This window comes from Variovorax paradoxus, from assembly GCF_040544635.1.
Classification (GTDB): domain Bacteria; phylum Pseudomonadota; class Gammaproteobacteria; order Burkholderiales; family Burkholderiaceae_C; genus Variovorax; species Variovorax paradoxus_R.
In genome coordinates this window covers 48469-64762 of record NZ_JBEPKJ010000011.1, presented here as the reverse complement: position 1 = coordinate 64762, position 16294 = coordinate 48469, and the positions used below count along the sequence as shown (strand labels likewise).

General features: G+C 67.5%; 12 protein-coding genes. 9 read left to right on the top strand and 3 right to left on the bottom strand.

The window, feature by feature from the left end; all coding sequences use genetic code 11:
- Positions 1 to 54: 54 nt before the first annotated feature.
- Complete coding sequence (locus ABIC94_RS18895; protein ID WP_354374526.1) at positions 55 to 3075, bottom strand: hypothetical protein; 3021 nt, start codon at positions 3073 to 3075, stop codon at positions 55 to 57.
- 287 nt (positions 3076 to 3362) lie between these two features.
- On the opposite strand from ABIC94_RS18895, the gene ABIC94_RS18890 reads away from it, so the two are divergent.
- Complete coding sequence (locus ABIC94_RS18890; RefSeq protein WP_354374525.1) at positions 3363 to 3797, top strand: DUF1841 family protein; 435 nt, start codon at positions 3363 to 3365, stop codon at positions 3795 to 3797.
- Here ABIC94_RS18890 and ABIC94_RS18885 read toward each other — a convergent pair.
- Positions 3794 to 4780: a LysR substrate-binding domain-containing protein gene (locus tag ABIC94_RS18885; RefSeq protein ID WP_354374524.1), complete on the bottom strand. Its 987-nt coding sequence runs from the start codon at positions 4778 to 4780 to the stop codon at positions 3794 to 3796. The genes ABIC94_RS18890 and ABIC94_RS18885 overlap by 4 nt on opposite strands.
- A 107-nt stretch (positions 4781 to 4887) precedes the next feature.
- Here ABIC94_RS18885 and pcaH point away from each other — a divergent pair, with 107 nt between their 5' ends.
- Together pcaH and pcaG are read left to right on the top strand one after the other, a co-directional pair.
- Positions 4888 to 5631, top strand: a complete 744-nt coding sequence (pcaH, locus tag ABIC94_RS18880; RefSeq protein WP_354374523.1) for a protocatechuate 3,4-dioxygenase subunit beta — start codon at positions 4888 to 4890, stop codon at positions 5629 to 5631.
- 20 nt (positions 5632 to 5651) lie between these two features.
- Entirely contained in the window at positions 5652 to 6260 is a 609-nt protein-coding gene (pcaG, locus tag ABIC94_RS18875; protein WP_354374522.1) for a protocatechuate 3,4-dioxygenase subunit alpha, read from the top strand.
- Between the two features lie 67 nt (positions 6261 to 6327).
- Here pcaG and ABIC94_RS18870 read toward each other — a convergent pair whose 3' ends face one another.
- Positions 6328 to 7020, bottom strand: coding sequence for a c-type cytochrome (locus tag ABIC94_RS18870; protein WP_354374521.1), 693 nt, complete (start codon positions 7018 to 7020; stop codon positions 6328 to 6330).
- A gap of 160 nt (positions 7021 to 7180) precedes the next feature.
- Between ABIC94_RS18870 and ABIC94_RS18865 the strand changes: the two genes are divergently transcribed.
- The 6 genes from ABIC94_RS18865 (at position 7181) to ABIC94_RS18840 (ending at position 16245) form a co-directional block, all read left to right on the top strand.
- Positions 7181 to 8035, top strand: coding sequence for an AAA family ATPase (locus ABIC94_RS18865; RefSeq protein ID WP_354374520.1), 855 nt, complete (start codon positions 7181 to 7183; stop codon positions 8033 to 8035).
- Complete coding sequence (locus ABIC94_RS18860) at positions 8032 to 8283, top strand: hypothetical protein (protein ID WP_337314044.1); 252 nt, start codon at positions 8032 to 8034, stop codon at positions 8281 to 8283. The genes ABIC94_RS18865 and ABIC94_RS18860 overlap by 4 nt, the downstream gene beginning before the upstream one ends.
- An 18-nt stretch (positions 8284 to 8301) precedes the next feature.
- On the top strand, positions 8302 to 8898 hold the full coding sequence (locus ABIC94_RS18855; RefSeq protein WP_354374519.1) for a GNAT family N-acetyltransferase: 597 nt from the start codon (positions 8302 to 8304) through the stop codon (positions 8896 to 8898).
- A 24-nt stretch (positions 8899 to 8922) separates the two neighbouring features.
- Complete coding sequence (locus ABIC94_RS18850) at positions 8923 to 10110, top strand: vWA domain-containing protein (RefSeq protein ID WP_354374518.1); 1188 nt, start codon at positions 8923 to 8925, stop codon at positions 10108 to 10110.
- 72 nt (positions 10111 to 10182) lie between these two features.
- Complete coding sequence (locus tag ABIC94_RS18845) at positions 10183 to 12120, top strand: autotransporter assembly complex protein TamA (RefSeq protein ID WP_354374517.1); 1938 nt, start codon at positions 10183 to 10185, stop codon at positions 12118 to 12120.
- A gap of 15 nt (positions 12121 to 12135) precedes the next feature.
- The gene (locus tag ABIC94_RS18840; protein ID WP_354374516.1) at positions 12136 to 16245 is read left to right on the top strand and encodes a translocation/assembly module TamB domain-containing protein; all 4110 of its coding nucleotides are present in this window, start codon (positions 12136 to 12138) and stop codon (positions 16243 to 16245) included.
- The last annotated feature ends 49 nt before the right edge of the window (positions 16246 to 16294 follow it).

Sequence of the window (16294 nt, the reverse complement as noted above, 5' to 3'; positions counted from 1 at the left end):
GGCGAGGCCTGCCCCTTGCTTTTGTTTTTCTTCTCCTGCTGCTGCCCTTGTTCGTTAGCCCAGCAAGCCGTGCAGGATGTTCGTGACCGGAGTCAGAACGCTGCCGGCGCCGGCTGTTTGATCGACCAGGCTGGTGATCGGGGTCACCACGTCGGTCACGATCGGAGCGGATTGCTCCACGGTGTCCACCAGGCCGGCCACCGTTTCGACCACCGGCGCGAGCGTCGGGGCCGTACCGGCCAGGATGTCGGTCACGGGTTCAGCCACTTCGGACACTGCGGCGACCACGGGCTCCAGCGTTTCGCCGGCGGTGCTTGCCGTGTCGAGCACCGGGTCGAGGATGTTCGCGACCGGGCTGCTGTCGCCCAGCACGCCGCCAAGCAGACCGCTGTTGCCGAGCAGGCTGCCGACAAGCCCGTCGTCACCGACCACGCCGCCGAGAAGATCACCGCCCAAGAGGTCGCCACCCAGCAGATCGCCACCAAGGAGGTCGCCACCGAGCAGGTTCCCGACCAGGCCGTCTTCGCCCAGCACGCCGCCCAGCAGGTCACCGCCGAGAAGGTCGCCGCCAAGGAGGTCGCCACCGAGCAGGTTGCCGACCAGGCCGTCTTCACCCAGCACGCCGCCCAACAGGTCACCGCCGAGAAGATCGCCGCCAAGGAGGTCACCACCGAGCAGGTTCCCGACCAAGCCGTCTTCACCCAGCACGCCACCCAGCAGGTCACCGCCGAGAAGATCGCCGCCAAGGAGGTCGCCACCGAGCAGGTCCCCTCCAAGCAGGCCACCCACGACACCGTCGTCACTCAGAAGGCCGCCCACGATGCCTTCTTCGCCCAACAAGCCGCCAAGCAGGCCGTCTCCGCCGAGCACGCCGCCCAGCAGGCCATCGTCACCCAGCAGGCCGCCGACGACGCCTTCGTCACCGAGCACGCCGCCCAGAAGTCCGTCGTCAGCCAGGATGCTGCCCAGCGGGCCGGTACCACCCAACAGGCCGTCGTCGCCGAGCAGGCCGCCCACCAAGCCTTCGTTGCCAAGAACACCGCCCAACAGGCCGTCATCGCCCAACAAGCCATCGGTCAAACCACCGAGCAGGCCGTCTTCGCCACCCAGCAGCCCGCCGAGCGGACCGTCTTCGATCAGGCCGCCGACCACGCCGTTCGCGCCGAGCAGGTTGTCGACCACACCTTCCTGACCCAGCAAGCCTCCGGTCAGACCTTCGCTGCCCAGCAGGCCGGCCAAGGTGCCCTCTCCGCCGAGCAAGCCACCCACCAGGCCGTCTCCCAGCAGGCCGCCCACCAGGCCGTCGCCGCCGAGCACACCACCCAGCAGGCCGTCATCGCCCAGCGGTCCGCCGAGCACGCCGCCCAGCAAGCCGTCATCGCCGAGCAGGCCGCCTGCAAGGCCGTCTTCGCTCAGCACGTTGTTCAACAGGCCGCCGACGGCGCTGTCTTCTCCGATGAGGTTGCCCAGAGCACCGTCTTCCGCGAGAAGGCCGCCTACCAGGCCGTCTTCGCTCATCAGCGTAGTGACCAGGCTGCCGTCGCCAAGCACGCCTTCGACCACATTGCCGAGCGCGCCGCCGTCGCCGACCAGGTCTTCAAGAACGCCGTCCAGGCCCACGGCCGAGGTTGCACCGCTGAGGATGCCGTTTTCGCCCACGAGGTTGTCGAGCCCATTCTGGAGTGCGTCTGTGAGGTGGTCGACCTGCCCGACCAGCGCACCGGTGGCGCCTTCACCCAAAAGAGCGTCGACGACGGGACTTGCCACGCCACCCACGCCGTCGACAACGGTTTCTGCGAAATCATCGACCGGGTCCAACTGGTTCGGATCGTTGCGCGTGAAGTTTTCGCCGAGGACCGGGGATACCAGGTCATCGACCAGATCAGTGGTGCTGTCGATCACACCCGGTACTGGCGTGAGTGAGCCACCGAGGCCCAGGTTGTCGTCCGTCGAGCCGACTACGCCTCCGAGGAGGTTGTCGCCCGGGTTGAGGAGGCCATTGCCGTCGGCATCGGAGTCGGCGTCGGCATCCGCATCCGCGTCGGCGTCGGCGTCGGCGTCGGCGTCGGCATCCGCGTCAGCGTCGGCGTCGGCGTCGGCGTCGGCATCCGCGTCAGCGTCGGCGTCGGCGTCGGCGTCGGCATCCGCGTCAGCGTCAGCGTCAGCGTCAGCGTCAGCATCGGCATCTGCATCTGCATCGGCATCTGCATCTGCATCTGCGTCTGCGTCTGCGTCGGCATCTGCGTCAGCGTCAGCATCGGCATCGGCATCGGCATCGGCATCGGCATCGGCATCGGCATCGGCATCGGCATCCGCGTCGGCGTCGGCGTCGGCGTCGGCATCTGCATCTGCATCTGCATCTGCATCGGCATCGGCGTCGGCGTCGGCATCTGCATCGGCATCACCGTCAGCATCGGCATCCGCGTCGGCGTCGGCGTCGGCGTCGGCATCCGCATCTGTCTCACCGCCGCCGCCGACGAGGAACGGAACCGTTCCACCGTCGCCGCCGCCGCCACCGCCCAGCGCGGCACCCAGCCCGGCGGCACCCAGTGCGCCGAGCGCGAATTCGCCGAGTCCGAGGCCGCCGCCGGCAGCGACCTTCTTGGTCACGGCAAGCGCGGCCGCATCGGCATCGCTGTCGGGGGGAGTTACTTGCAGGTCGCCCGAGGCGACGTCGACATTCACTTGTTCGAGGCCGCCGGGCAGCTTGGTCGAGCCGATCGTGGCGTCGGTACCGCCGGTGAAGACGCCGGCCAGCGGCGCCTTGTTGGTGGCCGAGCCGGGAAACAGGACGTTGGCCTGGCCGCCTTCGGGAACGATCACGCGGTCGCCCGCCATCAATGTCTGGTTGCCTTCGACCGGAATGCGGACGCCCTCGCGCATCACCGCGACACCCGGCGTAGCATTGGACAATGTGCCAATGCCGGCAGGTGCCGCGGTAGCGGCGGGCGCCATCGAGCTGGCCGCGGCGGGGGCGCCGAGCGGCATGCTGGTGGCTTGGGCGATGACCACGGGAGCCACGCTACTGGCGGCGAGTCCTTCGGTCGAATTGGTCGATGCGGGTGTTGCGTTCATGGCGGGCCTCTGTGACAAAAGATGCATGTACAGGGGCAACAGGCGTGCCAAATCGTTAACAGTTGTTGGCCGCCGCATTACAAATGATGCAAGTCTTTGATTTACATGGGTATTTTTTTAATTTCCGGGTCAAGGCGTCCGATCGAAACAGCCTTCGCGAGGGTCTTTTGGCCATTCGTTACGTAACGATGTAACGTCGTGCTACCGGAACATCGGACGCGTCCAGAGCCCGTCCAACGCGGATTTCTCCCTCTTCCTTCTTCTCTTTTTCGGTCCCTCATACAGATATGTTCAACCCCTCCCAGGAAGACGTGCGCCGCTTCTTCTGCGACGTGTATGCGAAGCACCGGCAAGGCTTGCCGATGGAAGCACTCGAGACGATTGCGGCGGGATGGATCGACGCGCACCCCGAATATCACGAGGACCTGGCCGATGCCGATGCGGCCGTCGCGCGCGTGTACGACGGATCGAACGGCCGCGAGAATCCGTTCCTGCATCTGTCGATGCATCTTTCGATCAGCGAGCAATGTTCGATCGACCAGCCGCGCGGAATCCGCCAGGCCGTGGAGCTGCTGGCCGCGCGACGCGGCTCGCTGCTCGATGCGCATCACGACGCCATGGAGTGCCTCGGGCAAATGATGTGGGAGAGCCAGCGCGCCGGCCGGCCACCGGATGGCGACGGCTACGTGGCCTGCGTGCAGCGCCGTGCAACCAAGGATTAGCCGGCCTTTCGGGCTGGAAGCGCCCCCTGCTGCTTCGCCGCCTCGCGCAGCAGCGCGGCCATGGCGCCGCGCACGGCCGAAGGCTCGGCCTCGCTGCGCAGCAACAGGCCCACAGGCTCGTCGGTGCCGGCGGTTTCGATGCGCAGCCTGACGAGGCGCTCGTCGGCCAGCTCACCGCGCGCGGCACCCAGCGGCGTGATCCACACCGCGTCGGAAACCGCCAGCAGGCCGCGCGCCACCGCCACGTCGAGCGTCTGCAGCGCATTGGCGGGCAGCGCCAGGCCGCGCGCCGACAAGAAGCTTTCGGTGTTGTGGCGCGGGATCGTGCCCTCGCCGTACACCACGAGCGGATAGTCCAGCACCGCCTGCACCGACACCGCGCGGGCGGACCGAACCGCGAGCGGATGGCCCGTGCGAACGGCAAATACCAGCGGCTCGGTGTAAAGAAGCTCGAAGCTGAGCCCGCCCATCAGCCGCGGGTCGCTCATGCGGCCGACCACCAGGTCGAGTTCGCCGGCGCGCAGTTCGTCGAGCAGCACCGGGTTGGCCGCGCTCTTGACGACGATCTGCACCGCCGGCCAGCGCTCGCGAAAACGCGCGAGCGCCACCGGCAGCAGGGCCGGCGCCACGCTCGGCAGCGCGCCGATGCGCAGCCGCTCGACGCGCTCGCCAGAAACCGGCGCCACGGCCTGCGCGCTGGCGTCGAGCGCCTCGAGCACGCGCAGGGCATGGGCCAGCAATTGCTCGCCGGCCGGTGCGAGCCCCTGCACGCCGCGGCGGCCGGCCTTGCTGCGCTCGACCAGGCGCGCCCCGACGATGGCTTCGAGTTCGGAGAGCGTCTTGGAGACCGCCGGCTGGCTCAGCGAAAGCCGCTCGGCGGCGCGCGCAAGATGACGCTCCTGCGCCACCGCAACGAGGCAGCGCAGGTGGCGCAACTGCACGTTGCGCACGAAATCCTGGCGGAGGTCAGTGGTGGTTTTCAATTACCGCTGGTTATTCAAAACGAATCAATCTTCAATTTACATCATTGGACGGGACTTCTAAAGTGCGGGTTCCGGATTCGATTCGTCCCACGACAGGAGACAACGACATGTTGACCAACACCAACACCAACACCAAACCCAAGGCGCCCTCCGCCATCCTCACGCCGCGCGACTGGGAAGCCCATCCCTCGTACGTCTACCCCGGCTACAAGTCCACGGTGAAGCGCGGCCCGCAAAAGCCCCTGGTTCCGCTGAAGGCCTCGCTGGGCGAGCTGCAGCAGCCGGTCTACGGCCACGACAGCATCGGCGCGCTCGACCACGACCTGACCCGCAACGCGCGCAAGAACGGCGAGCCGCTGGGCGAACGCATGATCCTGACCGGCCAGGTACTGGACGAGCGCCGCCGCCCGGTGGCCAACACGCTGGTGGAACTCTGGCAGGCCAATGCCGCGGGCCGCTACGTGCACAAGGTCGACCAGCACGACGCACCGCTCGACCCCAACTTTCTGGGCGCGGGCCGCTGCCTGACCGACAGCGAGGGCCGCTATCGCTTTCTCACCATCAAGCCCGGCGCCTACCCGTGGGGCAACCACCCGAACGCCTGGCGTCCGCAGCACATCCACCTGTCGCTGTTCGGCCAGAGCTTTGCGAGCCGCCTGGTCACGCAGATGTATTTCCCCGGCGATCCGCTGATGCAGTACGACCCCATGATCACCGGCACGCCCGAGCGCTACCGCAACCGGCTGATCGCCGATTTCAGCCTCGACATCACCGAGGAAGGCTACGCACTGGGCTACCAGTTCGACATCGTGCTGCGCGGCGCCGACGAAACGCCGTTCGAGAACCGTTGAGCAAGAAGGACACACACACCATGTTGATGAGCGCACAGGAAGCCGACTTCGGCCAGACCCCCTCCCAGACGGTGGGCCCCTACTTCGCCTACGGCCTTACGGCCACGCAATACGGCTACGACTTCAACCAGCCTTTCGACGCGGTCGTGGCGCTGGACAACGCCGCGGGCGAGCGCATCCGGCTCGAGGGCCGCGTGATCGACGGCGACGGCAATCCCATCGGCGACGCGCTGGTCGAAATCAGCCAGGCCGACGGCGAAGGCCGCTATCCGCAAACCCCGGCCGAGGCGCGCGAAATCGGCTTTCGCGCCTTCGGACGCACCGGCACGGGCACCGATTCGCAGAACCGCTTCGTCTTCCACACCGTGAAGCCGGGCGCGGAAACGCCGGGCGAAGCCCCGCATATCAATGTGATCGTGCTGATGCGCGGCCTGCTGCTGCATGCGTTCACGCGCGTGTACTTCAGCGACGAGGCCGAGGCGAACGCGAAAGACACCGTGCTGGCCAGCGTGCCGGCCGACCGGCGCCACACGCTGATTGCAGAGCGCACGGAGCAAGGCGGTGCGGTGAGCTACCGCATCGACATCCGCATGCAGGGCGCCCAGGAGACGGTGTTCTTCGACGTCTGAACACAACCGGCCCCGCAAACAAGAAAGCCCGCTCGATGCGGGCTTTCTTCATGGGGCAGGGCGGCGCTTACTGCGGCGCGCGGTGGATGCGCGATTCAGGCACCGTCTTAAGTTCGCCGGGCAGCGAGCTGATGTAGCTGGAGAGCGTCTTGAGCTCGGCGTTGGTGAACTTCTTGGGCTCGACCTGCTGGGCCATCACCGCGTTCGACCGGCCCAGGTGCGCGTTGTTCTTGACGCGGTACGACTTGAGGGCCACGAAGAGGTAGTCGGCATGCTGGCCGGCCAGCTTGGGCACCGTGCCGTCGTTCGGCGTGTTGAAGTTGGCGCCGTGGCACTTGGTGCAGCTGTTGTCCTTGTCGCGGGACACCAGGGCCAGCACGTTCTCCGGCATGGGCTTGGCCAGTGCGGCCGGCGGTGCGTCGCCTTCCTTCAGGCCCAGCTGGCTGTAGTAGGCGGCCAGGTCGGCGATGTCCTGCTCTTTCAGGCTATCGGCAATGGCGCGCATGGTGGGGTGCTTGCGGTCGCCGCCCTTGTAGGCGGTGAGGGCGGCGGCGATGTAGCTGGCGCTCTGGCCGGCAATCATCGGCACCTTGTGGATCTCCGGAAAGCTGGCCTGGTAGCCGATGATGCCGTGGCAGCCCACGCACATGGCGACCTTCTTGGCGCCCTCCTGGGCATTGCCCGTGACTTGCTGGGCTTGCGCCGAGACCGTCACGCAAGCGACAGCGAAGGCAAACATCGTGGTCAACAACTTGTTCATTTTGCGCGCACAATCTCGTGGAGATACAGTTTTTCGAATCAACATTCGATTATATGCAAGGGTCCTCCGGGAACCCCTGCCGGCCTCCCAAAGGCTGCGCAAAGCGAATCGAGTGTGTTCTTTTCTCCACCCGCCTTCTCCACCTGCTTGCGTTCCACTCATGAAATTCAAGGGCTCAGACAACTACGTCGCCACTCAGGACCTGATGCTGGCAGTCAATGCCGCCATCACGCTCAAGCGCCCGCTGCTCGTCAAGGGCGAACCCGGCACGGGCAAGACCATGCTGGCGGAGGAAGTGGCCGAGGCGCTCGGCCTGCCGCTCTTGCAGTGGCACATCAAGTCGACCACCAAGGCGCAGCAGGGCCTGTATGAATACGACGCCGTGAGCCGCCTGCGCGACTCGCAGCTCAAAGACGTGGACGGCGGCGAGCGCGTCAAGGACATCCAGAACTACATCGTCAAGGGCGTGCTCTGGCAGGCCTTCACGGCCGACCAGCCGGTGGCATTGCTCATCGACGAGATCGACAAGGCCGACATCGAATTCCCGAACGACCTGCTGCGCGAAATCGACCGCATGGAGTTCTACTGCTACGAGACGCGCGAGCTCATCCGCGCCAAGCACCGGCCGGTGGTGTTCATCACCTCCAACAACGAGAAGGAGCTGCCCGACGCCTTCCTGCGCCGCTGCTTTTTCCACTACATCAAGTTCCCCGACGCCGAGACGATGAAGCACATCGTGGCCGTGCACTTCCCGGGCCTGAAGCAAGAGCTGCTCACGGCCGCCATGAAGACCTTCTACGACGTGCGCAACCTGCCGGGCCTGAAGAAGAAGCCGTCCACCTCGGAACTGCTCGACTGGCTCAAGCTGCTGGTGGCCGAAGACATTCCGCTCGAAGCCCTGCAGAGCAAGGACGACAAGGTTGCCGTGCCGCCGCTGGTGGGTGCGCTGCTCAAGAACGAACAGGACGTGACGCTGTTCGAAAAGCTCGTCTTCATGCAGCGCAACAACCGATGAGCGAATCGCCACGGCCGCATCCCACGGGCCAGCTGCTCAAGCTGGGCGTGGCCCAGGCGGTGCTGTTCGTCATCGGTGCGCTGCTCGGCCGGTGGGTCGGGCTGCTGCTGGGCCTCGATGCCTTCGGCCCCGGCGGCTACGGCAACAAGGAGATCTTCGGCATCCTGCTGATCGGCCTGGGCGGCGGCGGCGGGGTGCAGATCGCACGCGCCTGGTATGTGCGCAAATACGGCAATCCGAGAAGCTGAAACTCAGGGGTGTGTGAGATGGCGTTTGTCGAACCTGTCACGCTGAAGGCCCGCGACATCGCGCTGGTGCCACTGTCGCTCGACCACGAAGAAGGCCTGCGCGCCGCGGCCGCCGACGGCGAGCTCTGGAAGCTGCGCGTCACCTCCGTGCCCGAACCGCACGAAACCCGCGCCTACATCGAAACCGCATTGCAGGGGCGCGAAGCCGGCCACCGCTTTGCGTTTGCCGTGACCGAAGCCGAAACCGGCACGGTGCTCGGCAGCACCAGCTTTCACGACATCCTTCCGGGCGTGAAGCGCGTGGAAATCGGCTACACCTGGTACGCCAGGCGCTGCCAGCGCACGCACGTCAACACTACCTGCAAGCTGCTCATGCTGACGCATGCCTTCGATACCCTCGGCTGCAACGTGGTGGGCTGGCGCACCGACAATTTCAACTTCGCTTCGCAGCAGGCCATCGAGCGGCTCGGCGCCAAGAAAGACGGCGTGATTCGCGGCCATGCCATGCGCCGCGACGGCACCATTCGTGACACGGTGATGTACAGCCTGCGCTCGGGCGAGTGGCCCGAAGTGAAGGCGCAGTTGCTCTACCTGCTCGACAAGCCGCGAAGCTGAACGAAGTTCAAGGAAAAGCCCGCCATGCTGATCGATTTCTTCTACACGCTGCGCTCGGCCAAGCTGCCGGTGTCGGTCAAGGAATACCTCACGCTGCTCGAGGCGCTGCAGGCCGACGTGGTGGGGCCCAACTCCGACGGCGCCTTTGGCCTGGACGACTTCTACTACCTTTCGCGCACCACGCTGGTCAAGGACGAGAAGCACTACGACAAGTTCGACCGCGCCTTTGCCGCCTATTTCAAGGGCGTGGAAATGCTGGCCGACTTCACCAAGGAAGTGCCGCTCGACTGGCTGCGCAAGACGCTGGAGCGCGAGTTCACCGCCGAAGAAAAAGCCAAGATCGAGAAGATGGGCTGGGACGAGCTCATGGAAACGCTCAAGAAGCGCTTCGAAGAGCAGAAGGAACGCCACGAGGGCGGCAGCAAGTGGATCGGCACCGGCGGCACTTCGCCCTTCGGCCACGGCGGCTACAACCCGCAGGGCGTTCGCATCGGCGGCGCGGGCAAGAACAAGAGCGCCGTGAAGGTGTGGGACCAGCGCGCCTACAAGGACTACGACGACAGCCAGGAACTCGGCACGCGCAACATCAAGGTGGCGCTGCGGCGCCTGCGCAAGTTTGCGCGCGAAGGCCACGACGAAGAGCTGGACCTGGACGACACCATCCACTCGACCGCGGCCAATGCCGGCTACCTCGACATCAAGATGCGGCCCGAGCGCCACAACAACGTGAAGGTGCTGCTGCTGATGGACGTGGGCGGCACCATGGACGAGCACATCCAGCGCGTGGAAGAGCTGTTCTCGGCGGTGAAGACCGAGTTCAAGCACCTGGAGTTCTACTACTTCCACAACTGCGTGTACGACTTCATGTGGAAGAACAACAAGCGCCGTTTCTCCGAGAAGTTCGCGACCTGGGACATCCTGCGCAAGTACAACAAGGACTACAAGCTCATCTTCGTCGGCGACGCGACCATGAGCCCGTATGAAATCCTCCAGCCCGGCGGCAGCGTCGAATACAACAACGAGGAAGCCGGCGCAGAGTGGATCCAGCGCCTGACGCACACCTTCCCCAAGTTCGCCTGGATCAACCCCGAGCCGCAGGGCGTGTGGCAATACCGCCAGAGCATCGCGGTGATGCAGCAGCTCATGTCCAACCGCATGTACCCGCTCACGCTGCGGGGCCTCGAAGAAGCGATGCGAATGCTTTCGAAGTAAACCGGCGTGGGTCGGGCAGACCTGTTTCCGGATGCTTCCGGAGCCGCCGCGCCTTGCTGTCAAAATCCGCCCATGTTCAGGGTGGTTCCAGTCTTTGCGCCGGCATGGTTGCCGGCTTTGCTTTTTTGCGGCGTCCTGCTTTTGCAGGGATGCAGCCTGCTGCCCAAAAAAGAAGCAGCCAAGGACACACCCTCCCCGGTGCTGGTGCGCAGCGGCGAGACCGCAGGTGCGGCCGCTGACGAAAGCGCCAAGGAAGGCGAAAAGCGCGACCGGCGCGATGCCTTCACCGTCGATGTCCGCGGGCCCGACGCCGTGCGCGAATATCTCGCGCTGCATCTGGACATCCAGCGCTACCGCACGCTCGACGACCTGGGCGCCACAGAGATCTCGCGGCTCATGGTGGCGGCCGAAAGCAATGCCCGCGAATTGCTCGGCACCCTGGGCTATTTCACGCCCACGCTGACGCTCGAGCTCAACGAAACGCCGGCCAGCACCAAAGCCCCGCGCGAGATCGTCATTACCGTGGCGCCCGGCGAACTCACCCGCGTGAGCACCGTGCAGATCAGCTACGGCGGCCAGATTGCCAGCGACCCCACCGCCGAAGCCCAGCGTGACTCGATCCGCACCGCCTGGGCGCTGCGGGCGGGCCAGCCCTTCACGCAGCAGGGCTGGGACAACGCCAAGAACACCGCCTTGCGCAGCCTCACCGCCAAGCGCTTTCCCACCGGCAGCATCGAGGTGAGCCGCGCCGAGGTCGATGCCGACCGGCAGGAGGTGCGGCTCAGCGCCACTTACCAATCGGGCCCGGCCTACCGCTTCGGCCCGCTCGTGCTGCGCGGCGTCGAGCGCTACGACGCCGACGGCGCACGCCGCATTGCGCAGCTTCCCACCGGCACCGACTACGACCAGCAGAAGCTGCTCGACGCCCAGCAGCGCCTGGCCAGCAGCGGCTACTACGACTCGGTGTTCCTCACGCTCGACACCGAAAGCGGCACGCCGCTGGCGGCCCCCGTGATCGCGCAGTTGCGCGAAGCCCCCATGCAGAAGGTGGTGCTGGGCGCCGGCTTCACCACCGACAACGGCCCGCGCCTGTCGGTCGACCACATCCACAACCGGCTGCCGCTGCTCGGCTGGCGCGCCGTGTCTCGCCTGTCGGTCGACCGCGATATCAAGTCGCTCGGGACCGAGTGGAACGCCATTCCCGACGACACCGGATGGCGATGGTTCGCGGGCGCCGGGCTCAAGAGCGAAACCTCCGGCAGCTATGTGGTCGACAGCGGCCGCCTGCGCAGCGGACGCAACAAGTCGAGCGGCCACATCGACCGCAGCTACTTCCTGCAGTACGACTACGCCCAGAACCGCGGCACCAACGCCCCGCCCTCGGCCTCCGCCGTGACCGCCAACTGGGGCTGGACCGGCCGCTACTTCGACGACAACGCCGCGCCCACGCGCGGCTACGGCCTGGCGCTCGAGCTCGCCGCGGGCTACACGCTGACCGGCGAACAAGTGCCTTTCACGCGCACCTATGCGCGCTGGCTGGGCGTGCTGCCGCTGGGCTTCGCGAACGGCCGCGACGCCGCCACGCTGGCGCGCCGCAGCCGGCTCCAGCTGCGCGCCGAAGCCGGCGCAGTGTCCGCCAAGGAAAGCGCGCAGATCCCGTCCACGCTGATGTTCCTGACCGGCGGCGACACCACGGTGCGCGGCTACAGCTACCGCCAGATCGGCACCGTGCGCAGCGATGGGCAAATCGTGGCGGGCCGCTACCTCGGCGTGATGAGCCTCGAATGGCAGCGGCCCTTCGTCTACAACGACAAGCTCACGGAGTGGGAAAGCACCGTCTTCGTCGATGCCGGTGCCGTGGCCGACAAGCCCGGCGAACTCAAGCCGAAGGTCGGCGTGGGCGTGGGCGCGCGCTGGCGCAGTCCGGTGGGGCCGGTGCAGGCCGACCTTGCCTACGGCGTGGACACGAAGAAGTTCCGCCTTCATTTCCGCCTCGGCTTCACCTTCTGACAGCGCTTCCCATCGATGCAGACAGACGCCGAACCCCAGTCCAATAGCGCAGCGCGTGTGAAACGCTCGCGCACGCGCCGTGCGCTGCGTGCGCTGGGCTGGACTGCCGCGGGCCTGCTCGCGCTGGTGCTCGTGCTGGGTGCGGGCGCGTGGTGGTGGCTCGGCTCCAACCAGTCGCTCGCGTTCGCGCTGGCCAAGGCCGCGCGCTACCTGCCCGCCGGCCAGACGCTCGAAAGCCGCGAGGTCACGGGCTCGCTGCGCACGGGCGGGCGCATCGGCTGGCTGCGCTGGCAGAGCGAGAAACTGGCGGTCGAGGTGCACAACGCCGACATCGGCTGGCAGCTCGCGCCGCTGTTCCAGCGCAAGCTGCAACTCGGCGAAGTGCATGCGGCGCAGTTGCTCATCGAACGGCGCGGCCCGCCGAGCGACACGCCCACCGAACCGCTCGAACAGCTCGCGCTGCCCATCGAGATCGACTTGCCGTTCCGCATCGACGAGTTGCGCTGGACCGGCCCGCCCCCGCTGCAAGCCAACCAGCTCACGGGCAGCTACCGCTACACCGGCGCGGAGCACCAACTGGAGGTCAAGGGCGTCGACATCGCCGAAGGCCACTACAGCGCACGCGTGAAGCTGCAAGGGCCCGCGCCCATGGCGCTCGATGCCACGCTGAACGGCCGCGTGAAGGCACCGCTGGCCGAAGGCCGCAGCATCGACGTGCTGGCCGAAGCCTCCATCAAGGGCAACCTCGCCGGCACCGATGCGCGGCTGCAGGTGGCCGCTGAACTGAAGCCGGCCGAGCCCGCCGCCGAAGACCCGATGGAAGCGAAGCTGCAAGCCCGCATCGCGCCCTGGCTGCCGCAGCCGGTGATCGACGCCAAGGCCGATCTTCGCAACGTCGATGCCGCCAGCCTCTGGCCCGGCGCACCACGCACCCGCCTGACCGGCACGGTCGAGCTGCAGCCCGATGCGGCCACAGGCCCGGCCGCATGGCAGGCTTCGGCCAACATCCGCAACGCGGTGCCCGGGCCCTGGGACAAGGACGCGCTGCCGCTCGAACAGGTCGAGGCGCGCGTGGGCTTCGACGGCACGAACTGGACGATTCCCGAGGCCGTGCTGCGCGCGGGCGGCGGCCGCATCGAAGCGGAGGGCCGCTGGAGCCCCGCGCCTGCGCCATGGCAGGTGCGCGCCACGGTGCGCAGCGTGCGGGCCGGCTTGCTGCACAGCGAGCTTTCCGGCGCACCCATCAGCGGCACGGCCACGGCGCAGCAGCGCGAAGACACCATCGGCTTCGAGCTCGCGCTGCGGGCCGAAGGCGGGGCCGGCAGCAAGGCCATGCCCGGCTTCGGCCTGGACCGCGTGCTCGCGCAGGGCCAGTGGAAGAACCAGGTGCTGGACCTGCGCACGCTGCGCCTGGATGCCGAGGGCGCCAGCATCGAAGGCAAGCTGCAGGTGCGCGTGGCCGAGCAGGCCGCGAGCGGCAAGCTCGGCCTGACGCTGCCCGGCGGCAGCGCGCAACTCGAAGGCCGCATCGCACCGGCCCAAGGCGGCGGCGACATCAACGCGCGCATCGACGATGCCGACGCCGTGCAGCGCTGGATCGAAGCCCTGCCCGAGCTGTCGAACGTGTTCGCGGGCAAGACGGCCAAGGGTTCTGCGCGGCTCGATGCCAGCTGGCAGGGCGGCTGGCAGACCATCCAGCGCCGGCTCGAGAATCCCGGTGCGCCGGCCCAGCGCGGCGTGGCGGAACCGAGCCTCAAGGCCACGCTGGGCGTGCCGCGCCTCGACCTGCGCATGCCGGCGGCCAATGCCAATGCCAATGCAGCAGCCACCACGGTTCAATTGAAGGACGTGCGCGCAAATCTCGATGGCAGCCTGGCTCAAGCCACGCTCGCGCTGCAGGGCGAAGCCACCACCGGCACGCAAAAGCTCACGCTCGACGCCCGCGCGAGCGGCGGCCTTGCAGGCCCGAACCATTGGCGTGCCGCCCTCGCCAGCCTGCGGCTGCAGGCTCAGGACAGCGCGCGGGTCAACACCGCGGGCGCGGGCGCTGCCGCTGCCCCATGGACCCTGGAGCTCGGCCGCGAAGTCACCGCCACCATCAAGACCAGCGGAAGCGGCAACACCAGCCGCCTCGACCTCGAAGCCTCCGCGGCCACCGCCACCTTGCGCGGACCGGCGCCCGGCACCGTTCGCATCGAATGGCAGCCGCTGCGCTTCACGCGCAGCGGCGCGGCACCCAGCCAGGCTTTTCGCGTGCAGTCGAAGGGCAAGCTGCAAGGTCTGCCGATGGCATGGGCCGAAGCTTTCGGTGCCAGCGCCACCTTCAATGAACTGGGCGTGAGCGGCGACCTGATGTTCGACGGCGACTGGGACATCGATGCCGGCGACACGCTGCGCGCCAATGCGCGGCTCGCGCGCCAGAGCGGCGATATCCGCGTGCAGGCCGGCGAAGCGGCCTTGGTCACGCGCATCACGAGCCGCGGCACCGGCACTGCGAGCGAGCGCACGATGAACTCCGCCACCGCAGGCGCGGAGGCACCCAGCACGCCCGCCGGCCTGCGCCAGGCCGAGCTGCGGCTCGATGCGCAGGGCGAAGCCGTGCGCGCCACATTGGCCTGGGACAGCGAGCGTGCCGGCAAGATCAACGCCGAGCTCAACACACGCATGCAGCAGCGCGCGAACGGCTGGCAATGGGCACCCGATGCGCCGCTGGCCGGCAACATCAAGGCCACGCTGCCGAACCTCGGCGTGTGGTCGATGCTCGCGCCGCCCGGCTGGCGCGTGGCCGGCACGCTGGACGCGGACGCCGTCCTGGCGGGCAACCGCACGGCGCCGCGTTGGAACGGCACGCTCGGCGCCGACAAGCTCGCGCTGCGCGCGCCCGTCGAAGGGCTGGACCTGCGCGACGGCCGCCTGCGCGCCACGCTCACGGGCGAGCGCATCGAGATCACCGAATTCACGCTCAAGGGCGGGGCCGGCAGCACCGCGCGCATCGCGGGCCAGAGCGGCAACCGCAGCACCGCGGCCAGCGAAGCCGGCACCGACGGCGGCTCGCTCACGGCACGCGGCGACATCGGCTGGGGTGCGGCCAGTGCATCAGGCACGTCAGGCACAGGCATCCGCATGGCGTTGCAGGCCGATTTGCGCGCGCTGCGCGTGCTGGTGCGCACCGACCGGCAGGTCACGCTCTCGGGCAACCTGCAGGCGCGGCTCGACGGCGGCCAGTTCAACGTGCGCGGCAAGCTCAAGACCGACCGCGCCGTGATCATCCTGCCCGACGAAACCGCGCCAAGCCTCGGTTCGGATGTGGTCGTGCGCTCCGCCGCCAAGGACCGCGAAGCGGCCGAGCAGGCCCAGCGCGACGCCGCGCGCAACGAGGCACAAGCGGCCAAGCCGCAGACCGCGAAGCCACCCGACATCGTGGTGAACTTCGACCTGGGCGACGACTTCGCGGTGCAGGGCCGCGGCATCACCACGCGGCTCGAGGGCGACCTGGAGATTCGAAGCAACCGGCTCAACGCGCCGCCACGCATCACCGGCGAAGTGAAGACCGTAAGGGGCCAGTACCGCGCCTACGGCCAGCAGCTCGACGTGGAAACCGGGCTCGCACGCTTCAACGGGCCTTTCGACAATCCGTCTCTGGACATCCTCGCGATTCGGCCCAACATCTCCCAGCGCGCGGGCGTGCAGATCACGGGCACCGCGCAGTCGCCGCGCGTCAAGCTCTATTCCGAGCCCGCACTGTCGGATGCGGAAACCCTTTCGTGGGTGGTGCTGGGCCGCGCCTCGGCCACCAGCGGCGGCGAATCGGCGCTGCTGCAGCAAGCGGCTCTCGCGTTGATCGGCCATGTCAGCAAAAGCGGGAGCGGCGGCAGCCTGGCGAGCCGCTTCGGGCTCGATGAACTCGGCTTCAAGGGCCCCGGCAACGGCGGCGACCTGCGCGAATCGGCCGTCACCCTCGGCAAGCGGCTGTCGAAGGATTTCTACCTCACCTACGAGCGCAGCATGGGTGGCACCTTCGGCACGATCTTCATCTTCTACGACCTGACGCAGCGGCTCACATTGCGCGGCCAGGCCGGCCAGACGAGCGGCCTCGACCTGATCTACACGATGAAGTACGACTGAGGTCCGGGTCTGCCGCCTTGACCGCGGCAATAGCCAGGGATAAGAATGG